This is a genomic window from Microvirga sp. KLBC 81 (assembly GCF_003075415.1).
Classification (GTDB): domain Bacteria; phylum Pseudomonadota; class Alphaproteobacteria; order Rhizobiales; family Beijerinckiaceae; genus Microvirga.
On record NZ_QDAH01000139.1, the window covers coordinates 1 to 8357 of the forward strand.

5 protein-coding genes, 1 tRNA gene and 1 pseudogene are annotated in these 8357 nt (G+C 58.5%); 2 read left to right on the plus strand and 5 right to left on the minus strand.

Translation table 11 applies throughout. The features are described from left to right. Positions 1-203: 203 nt before the first annotated feature. Positions 204-1309, minus strand: a protein-coding gene (locus tag DC522_RS31520; protein ID WP_116532403.1) for an IS630 family transposase whose coding sequence is annotated in 2 segments (ribosomal slippage) — positions 204-889 and positions 889-1309 — 1107 coding nt in all. Because the reading frame shifts where the segments join, the coding sequence is not laid out codon by codon here. A 326-nt stretch (positions 1310-1635) separates the two neighbouring features. On the opposite strand from DC522_RS31520, the gene DC522_RS31525 reads away from it, so the two are divergent. Beyond that, positions 1636-2178 carry a recombinase family protein gene (locus DC522_RS31525; RefSeq protein ID WP_116532404.1) on the plus strand — a complete coding sequence of 181 codons (543 nt, stop codon included), beginning with the start codon at positions 1636-1638 and terminating at the stop codon, positions 2176-2178. A 915-nt stretch (positions 2179-3093) separates the two neighbouring features. Here DC522_RS31525 and DC522_RS31530 read toward each other — a convergent pair. From DC522_RS31530 to DC522_RS37665, 4 genes and pseudogenes are all read right to left on the minus strand, one after another. Beyond that, positions 3094-4689: an AAA family ATPase gene (locus DC522_RS31530; RefSeq protein ID WP_165820406.1), complete on the minus strand. Its 1596-nt coding sequence runs from the start codon at positions 4687-4689 to the stop codon at positions 3094-3096. 559 nt (positions 4690-5248) lie between these two features. Further along, a complete protein-coding gene (locus DC522_RS31540; RefSeq protein ID WP_116532407.1) occupies positions 5249-5929 on the minus strand; it encodes a hypothetical protein in 681 nt (226 codons plus the stop codon). Between the two features lie 129 nt (positions 5930-6058). Then, positions 6059-6943 carry a site-specific integrase gene (locus DC522_RS31545; protein WP_245444719.1) on the minus strand — a complete coding sequence of 295 codons (885 nt, stop codon included), beginning with the start codon at positions 6941-6943 and terminating at the stop codon, positions 6059-6061. A 60-nt stretch (positions 6944-7003) separates the two neighbouring features. After that, positions 7004-7267, minus strand: a pseudogene (locus tag DC522_RS37665) (Arm DNA-binding domain-containing protein); the annotation flags it as partial. A 136-nt stretch (positions 7268-7403) separates the two neighbouring features. Between DC522_RS37665 and DC522_RS35215 the strand changes: the two are divergent. Beyond that, positions 7404-7475 (plus strand) — tRNA-Lys (locus tag DC522_RS35215). Positions 7476-8357: the final 882 nt, after the last annotated feature.

Genomic DNA, 8357 nt, shown 5'->3' on the forward strand with positions numbered 1-8357 from the left:
CAGCACAAAATGTCGAATGAGCCCTGCATACCCAATTTCCGATGGCTTTCTCCCCCGATCTGCGAAAGCTCCTGCTAAGACCCTCTGGCCAACATGATGCCGCTATCGTTTCGATGGCGCGTCGACTCGAACCGCTGCCGCATGCGCATCGGACGCAAACTGATGGAGCTGGTGCTGGGGGAACTAGTTCTGGGCCACAGTGATCATGCAGGGTAGAGTCGCCGTAGTTTGGAGCGAGCCTTTGCGGTCGTGAAGCGCCAATGGGCTGTGGCTTTTAGCGTGTTGCGTTCAGCCTCCCAAGCGGCAATTTCCCGTCTGAGGGTCGTCTGGTCCGGTAGCCGCCGGTGCAGGCATTGGCGGCTGAGGATCGCAAACTCCAGTTCGGCCATGTTGAGCCAGCTCCCGTGTCTGGGCGTGTAATGGAACTCCAGCCGCTTCACGAGGCGGCGCGCCTCGGCGGGTGGGACGGTCTGGTACAGAGCGGCCGGCGAGTGGGTGCTGAGATTGTCGAGCACTACCGCAATCCGCGCCGCCTCAGGATAGCGCTCGTCGACGAGTGCTCGCATCTGCTCGGCAAAGTCCTTGTTCGTCCGCCGGGCCGTCACCTCGACATGGCGCCAGCCGGCCAGAGGCTCAAAGCATACGAACAGGTTGACCGTCCCTTGGCGCCGGTACTCGTAGTCCACCCGAGCAGGGTGGCCAGGAGACGCCGGTTGGGGAGCGCGCGTGTCCGCAAGCAGCTGGAACGGTAGCTCATCAAAGCAGACGACCGGCCGATCTGCCTTGTAGGGTTCGGCATAGAGATCCAGCACATCCTCCATGCGCCAGACAAAGTCTGCTCCGACCGACGCGATGCACCACTGCTTGCGCGCCCACGGCTTCAGTGTGTTTTTTTGATGGCCCGCCGCACGGTCTCGTCACTGATGGTTTCCACCACCCCGAGCTCAACCAGACGGTCGGCCAGCAGCTGCAGGGTCCAGTGTCTCCGGCCTGAGGGTGCCTTGCTACAGGCGAGCGCCACCAGAAAGGCCTCCTGCTTGGGATCGAGCTTGGGGTGGCCGCCAGGCCGCGGCTTCTCGTGGATCGCCCGGGCGGCCCGACCCTCGACAAAGCGCCGGCGGGTGCGCTCCACGGTGGCGGGATGCACATGCAGGCTGGCCGCGATCTCGGCGTCGGTCTTGTGCTCATCGGCGGCCAGCTGGATGCGGGCGCGGGTGAGCGTGCGGGCTGGGGCGATGCCCTTGTTCAGCAGGCCCAGCAGTTCGCTGCGTTCGCGGCCGGTGAGGTCGACGTGATAGCGCTTGAGCATGGGAGAGCCCTCCCTTAGATCCGGCCAGTCTACACCCACCCAGCTGATCTAGCACCTTCCTTGTGGCCCGGGACTAGGTTTACCCACCAAAGTGTCATTCAACTCCCCCAACGCTTCCCCAAATCGAACCAGCGAAGATGAGTATAGCTTCGCGATACGGGAATAAAGGTCAAGCATAGGAAATAGGCTTTGAACCCTCCACGCCTGTAACGCCTGGGTATACCTTGATTTGACGTAACATGGCCATGCTTGGAGGCGTAACATCAGGGTTGACTTAGGAGAGATGTGACGCAACTGTAGAAGGGTCTTAAGCCCTGAGGTTACACATGGCTCGTATCGGTTATGCTCGTGTCTCCACTTCTGACCAAGACCTCCTCTCCCAAATCACCAAGCTGAAATCCGAAGGATGCGAGGTCGTCCGCTCCGAGAAAGTCTCCGGTGCAAGCCGAGACGGACGTGACGAACTGGCGACAATCATTGAGTTCCTTCGCCCTGGAGATGAGCTTGTCGTCACCCGTCTCGACCGCCTTGGCAGGAACACCCGAGACGTCCTCAATATCGTTCATGAGGTCGAGCAGAAAGGGGCGTTTCTCACCGTGCTTGATCCGCACGTAAGCACCCGTGGTGAAATGGGGCATCTCGTTCTGACTGTCCTTGGCATGGTGGCCCAGATGGAGCGTAGGTTCATCAAGGAGCGACAGAAAGGCGGGATTCAGAGGGCCAAAGTGGAAGGTGTCTACAGAGGTGGGAAGCGCCGCCTCGACCATGAAAGGGTGAAGGCGATGCACGCGGCGGGGCATGGGCCCGCCGCCATCGCAAGGGCTCTCGGCTGTTCTCGAATGCAGGTCTATCGTGTTCTTCAGGCCTAACGGGCGCTGCATGATACACGAAGCAACTTCACCGCTCGCAATGAGCCAGAGTTTTCCGCAGACTGGCACGTCGCTAGTTATTTCATATTTTGATGTCGATGTGCCCGATAGGTCCTTCTACGAGAGGGTTAAGGGACAAGTTGAACTCTCCTCTCTTCCTTGTGAATCCGGATGTCCGAAAAGGGTTAGAGTGACGCGTCGATGAGCTCGCATGTACCCGGGGGTGTGTCACCTCTCACCGAATACGCTGGGCACCTCTGGACTGTCAGAAAGCTCCAGGTCTGCCTCGTCAGGTGTGATGGACAGCTCTTTCACCATTTTTCCTTTGGTTGTGGCCTGAGGCCGGAGAAGCGATGGTCGTCCGCCAGTACGTACGCCTTCGTGGACGGCTCGGACCGAGGTGCTAAGCGGTCATGAGGGCATAGCGTTCGTATAGGTGCGGGCTGATGCTAACCAGCTACCGATTGCTATGGGCGCACCGCGTTGCTGTTTTGGGGCGAGAGGGTCTACAGCGTGCGTCCTGTCCCCTCGCTGTCCCCGCATGCCCGCAAATCTGCGGCGTGAGCGCAGATTCGTTTTGTTCCCTGGATTGTCCTCTGATCACAGAAAGACCCAACGGTTCCAGCTATATACCCGGGGACAACCACGGTGCTGTAGCGGGCCCGGCAGCGGGACAACGCGCCCCTGTCTGGGGGCGCTCTCCTTGTCCCACGCCTACTTACGTTGCGGTGACAGGTCCCAAGCCCCGGCATCCTCGGCTATGTTTTGCACCCCATCAGTAGAACGGCTCGTTTGGTGCTATTTGTGACGGATATGATCGCTTGTGTGATGCTCAGAGGACCCATCAACGGTGGCTCTCTTCGACGATCAGAGCACAAGACGCGTATACGCGACGTAAGGAGCCGTGGGTACACATTAGAACGGCACCTCATCGTCCTTGATCTCACCAGGTTCAATGCCGTGCTCTTTCAGAAGCTGACCCGCTCTGGCCTCAGATTGTTTCGAGCGGGACGAACGCCGAGATGCGCCCTTTGAAGGGCGTGTCTCGGCGGGCTTTGTGCGTCGCGTCCCGAACGCCTGCCCTGTATTGCTGATATGGTCGTCTTTTGGCTCTACAAAGACTTGCCAAACCGCAACGCAGTGCTCATCCGGCGGCGTGCGGCTGTCCTTCAAGATGACCACCCTCGCTGAGCCGAGCAAGCCCGTAAAGTAGGTTGAGCCTGACGCTGAGAGCCGCTCACGAATTTTGAAGAGTTCGATCTTTTGAGAATTCATCCTTTGGATCCTTGTTGGGTTGGAGGTGGAGGGGAACGGCTTTATCTGCCCAATACGGATCAGTTCACAGGGCAGCATCAGTAAGATCAGAACGCCCCCTTTAAGGGGGGCGTTCTGATCTGATTTCTGATTGCGGTGCCGGGGATTGGGATTCTGATCAGATTCTGATTGGATTCTGATCAGAACGGTGGTGCCATCAATTTTGATGAAACCTAGATCTTTCAAGGCTTTGCGGGCAGCATTGAACGCTTGATCAAGGGCATGATCAGATCGCGGCTTCTTGGCACGCAGAGCAGCGATGGCAGCGCTCCTCCACTCGTCCTGATTTCTGAGCTCATTCTGATCGCCGGCGACTTTCACGAGCGCATCGAACACCACCTTCTGGTCGGGTGTTAAGTGAGGGCGCTCCTTCGTTCCCGACCGTTTGGGCCACGCAGTGGAGGCTCCGCCGGGAGCCTCCACTGCTCCGGGCGTGCGCGCTTGGTCTTGCGATGGCGGGAGAGGATCCACGATTACCGCTTCTCGCCCATCCTCTAGCGCAACATCTTTGAGACGGAATTCAAACTCTGCACCTTCTTCCGCGTCGTTGGCCTGCTCGAGTTTAACGTAGCGGACCTGACGTGACGCTCTGAGGGTCAGAAGGCCATCAAGCGCTCCGGTGAAGGCGCTGGACCCGCGAAACTCCCTGCCGCCCTTTGGGGTGTGGTGTAGTAGGAGGATCGCGGCACCCGTCTCTCGCACGATCCGGTCGAGACCATGGTTGACAATGCTTGCGTCCTTCGCGCTGTTCTCGTCTAATCGAAGCATTGCTCGGGCAAGCGTGTCGAAAATGATCAGGGCTGTGGGCTGGCCGAGTCTCTCTTCAATCTCACGGACCGCAGACAGTAGCCGGCTGATGTCATCGTCACGATCAAGGTTTGGAGATTGGGATACTACTGCAATAGCGACATTTTCTATCTCGTGGTAATTTCTTGCTGCGAGCAATCGCGACATGGTAACGGCCTCGCGTTCACCGGCGATGTAGATCACGGTACCCGCCTGCACTCTGCGGCCGAACCAATTCCACCCCATGGCAACGCACAGGGCCGTATACGAAGCGAGCCACGATTTTCCACTAAAGGGCTCGGCAACCAGGCCGACGATCTCGCGACGACCGATGACCCCTTCAATGAGCCAATCCTTTGCGCGAAGCTCGTGGATGTCATTGAGTAGAACGTATGGAAGGGGTGTGTTCATGATGGAGCAGGTGGGCATAGCGAGATGTGCATTGGCATGGGCCCTGCGACAGGCAGGGCCGCGCTAATGCGGAACTGTTTTGAGAGTTGGGTAGGCAAATCGCCTGGACCGCGGCCGAGATATCGCAGCCACAAAGAACAGGCCTCAAATGCTCTGGGAAGGCACGACTAAGCGCGATTCCCTTGACCATTAGAGGCGCGATGTTGTGGCGCTTCTACGTTTCGTCCGAGAGGGTTTTGGGAGCTAGCAGCCTGATCAGCAGGACGGGCTACATCAAGCGCTCCGTTTGCCGGTGCTGGATGCGCTGCTGCGCGATGAGGCTGCTTTGGAACGCTCCCAAGTCTTTAGGGCACTCTCGGCCCAGAGTTTGCGGCCATTGATAATAAGCGGCTCCGGGAAGTCGAGTTCCTCGTCCTCTTGCCAACGGTACAGCGTCATGCTGCTGATGCCATAACGCTCTCGGACCTTGCGGCCGTTCAGGTAAGTCTCCGGTGGTAACAATTGATCGCTCCTGTTCAGTAACGTGGGCGATCAATTTATTAGCGGCATAAATTGCTCATCAGGAGCTTTGAGCAATCTTTTTCATCGCCCGACGCACCGACGCGGTGCTTACATCAAATATCTTCGCGATCTTTTTGTAGCTCGCCATCTTACCTCTGCCGTGGCGATGCTCCGCCGCCATTGCCTCAATGATAGCGTCGTCTCGCTGCTGTCTTTGTTGTGGTGTACCATTGCTCAGCTCGGCCCCCTTCCTCCCGCCGGCGCGCACCTTCTCGCCAGCCTCCCAGCTCTGTTGCGCGTAGATCTTTGTCTGGCGGGCCAAAATGAGTCGGCCGAGGCCGAACGCTAACGCTTCCGTGACGTACGGGAAGCCCTGCTCTCGGGCGAAATCGAGCCGTCCGGCTAAATCGATGACTTGTGCAGCGAAGTGTTCTGGTGAGCTAGGTCCAAACTCGGCTTCGGCAATTTGCGGGAGGTTCGCATAGCCCGTCGGATTCAACTTTTCGATCAAGCTATCAGTATCGCCATCCGAATCCAAAGTTTGACTAGTTTGGACGCATAACTTAGCGAGTTCGTAGAATTCCGTGTGCTTCCACCGCTCCCATCCTTCCTGGGATGGACGATAGTATCCCCAGGTAGGCGGCAGGTTAAATAAATTCAGTATCATCTCCTGCTCGACAACCGTTGGAGCCCATGGGCCGTTCTTCCCATGAGTTGCCTGTAAACTTTCGACGAACATTGCGTAATTGCGAGCGTCTTTGAGGATCTCGTCATCCGATGAACCGATTGAGGCGGCTGATAGATGCTGCCGGTGGTTCCATCCATTTCCTTGCTTCGATACTCTTTGAACGGCATTTCCCGCCTCCTGTCAGTTTTCAGCTTGCAGCTGCAAAATGTGCTCGGCCCAAAGGCTCATTGCCTGGACGCGTTCGTTGAGGAAATCGTGACGCTGGTAGACAGCAATAATCCCACCAAAGCTGCCAGAAACATGATTCAAACACTTCTCGACGACATGCAGCGGGATGCTAAGACGTGCGCAACCGGTTGCGAAGGTGCGCCGAAGGTCGTGAAGACGCCAGGGCTCCAGGCAATGCTCCTCCGACATCTTTCTGCCAGCGAGTTCCGTGAGGCGGGCGAAGGCTTTGGATACCCCAGAGAACGGGGTCAATCCTGTTGTAGTGAACACGAGCCTCGGGTTAGGCCCAATGCGAGGTACGGCACGAAGCAGCTCAACTGCAGCTGGGGCAAGCGGGATCAGATGAGCGCCACCGTTCTTCGAGCGCTCGCATGGGATGGTCCATAACCCACGTCCGAGGTCAAATTCGCGCCACTCCGCCTCTAGGACCTCTGCTCGGCGTTGCCCAGTTAAGATCATCAACTGCACCGCGCTCCCGAACGGGAAACCGATCTCTCCAGCGGCACGCCAGATAGCGGCGAGCTCCGCGTCCGAAAGCACCCGATCCCGCGAGACTTCCGCCGAGGGAGGCTTAAGCGCGGCCATGGGCGAGGCTTCAAGGAGCCCCCTTTCTACGGCCCATCCGAAGAATCGCCGCATGGCCGCTACAAGTCGGTTAGCCTGAACCGGAGCGCCCCGCTCGACCATGCGGTCGAGTACCTCCAGGATCTCCTGCCGACTAATCGAGCGAATGTCGCGATTTTGCCAGGAGGCGAGATCGGCCCTGGTAAGCAGCCTTTCGGTCTCCGGCCAGGTGCGGTTGCGCGGTTTGGCATAGCGCTCGATGAACTCGGCCACCACAGCCCCAAAGCGCAGCTTGCTGACAGCCTCAGCTTCCAGCTCGGCGGCCGCTCGTACAACACTCGGGTCCCGTCCCTCCGATGCTGTCCGCAGGGCAGCGCGGGCCTGCTCACGGGCATCTGCCAAGGTCAGGCGAGGGTAGGGACCCAGCGTGAACTTCTTCGGCTTTCCGGACACGCGATACCTGACGGCCCAAGACTTTGCGCCAGAGGGCTGGACCACAAGGTAGAACCCGGGGAGGGCCCCGTCGGGCAATTCAAGGCGCCGAGAAGGATCCGGCTTGGCATTCTCGACAGAACGGGCGGTGAGGGAAGCGGGCATGTGAGTTCCGGGTAACGCTGGGGTAACGTGCAGAGGCTGTCAGCGGCTGTTATGGCAGGATGCTAACAACACGTTACAAACACCCTCAATGCCTTGGTTTAGTTGATCCACAGCCCTTATGAATGTGATGAAATGTGAGGTGCTGAAAGCGGCTGAGCACTGACTTTTAATCAGAGGGTCCTGGGTTCGAGTCCCAGCGCGCTCACCAAGAATTTCAAAGGGTTACCGGCCCATTGAGATTGGATCACCGCGGTTGCAGAATTTGCCGTGCGCACCCCGTGCACACCAATCTCCAAGGTTGAGGTTGCCTCACATATCACCTCACCCCACGGGCGGTCGCAATCACTCGGGCCGTGTCAGCTTGTCGGCGCTCAGTACAGGCAGATCTTCCCGGCCCGAGCGATCACCCCGTGCACCAAGCCGTCCTGGCTTCCCGGGTGAGGCGATGAGGCCGCTTCTCCGCTTGATCGGCCCTGAACCCGGCCGTGGCCGACCTGATCAGGAGCGGGTTCGCTCGGCGTCCTCGGAACCACCAGACGATGTGTAAGTCCTTTGGGAGCGGCGTGTTCATGTTCGTGACGCATGACAGTGTCATGCCTGACGCTCTTGTTCTTGCTGCACTGCAGCATAGACTGCGACCCGATATGGTTGGATCGCTTCGTTTGTCCTTGGCCGGCGAGGACAGGCGGTCCGAGCGCCCTGAGCTGAGTTTCCCATGACCCGAGGCCGTTCATCCACTCCAAGCCCAGGCGGGCTGTCGCCATCGGAATGGGCTGCTGTTGTCAGCTCTCTGGCGTTTCTCGCGATGTGGCTCGGGGTTTCTTTTACCTGAGGTGCGAACCTGATCTCTCAGACCGAGAATTGCCGGACCCAGTTCTGCAGGGGGTCTGTCGCAAGCTCAAAGTATAGGCGATTTTAGCGCCATTTTGTGGTTATGCCGGTGGTGTTAAGCCCGTCGACTTCACAGCGGCCGGTCAGCGCGGGCTTTCTAGAATTGGCAGCTAAAAAGCGAGTTTGCGACATGTGTGGACGCCCCGTGTGACGCAAGAAGAACCTTTGGATCGGTGCAGCGCGTGGTCAGGGCTGACAT

Coding starts and splice junctions, on each gene's coding strand:
- DC522_RS31525 (WP_116532404.1), top strand. CDS start 1,636: ATGGCTCGTATCGGTTATGCTCGTGTCTCCACTTCTGACCAAGACCTC.
- DC522_RS31530 (WP_165820406.1), bottom strand. CDS start 4,689: ATGAACACACCCCTTCCATACGTTCTACTCAATGACATCCACGAGCTT.
- DC522_RS31540 (WP_116532407.1), bottom strand. CDS start 5,929: ATGTTCGTCGAAAGTTTACAGGCAACTCATGGGAAGAACGGCCCATGG.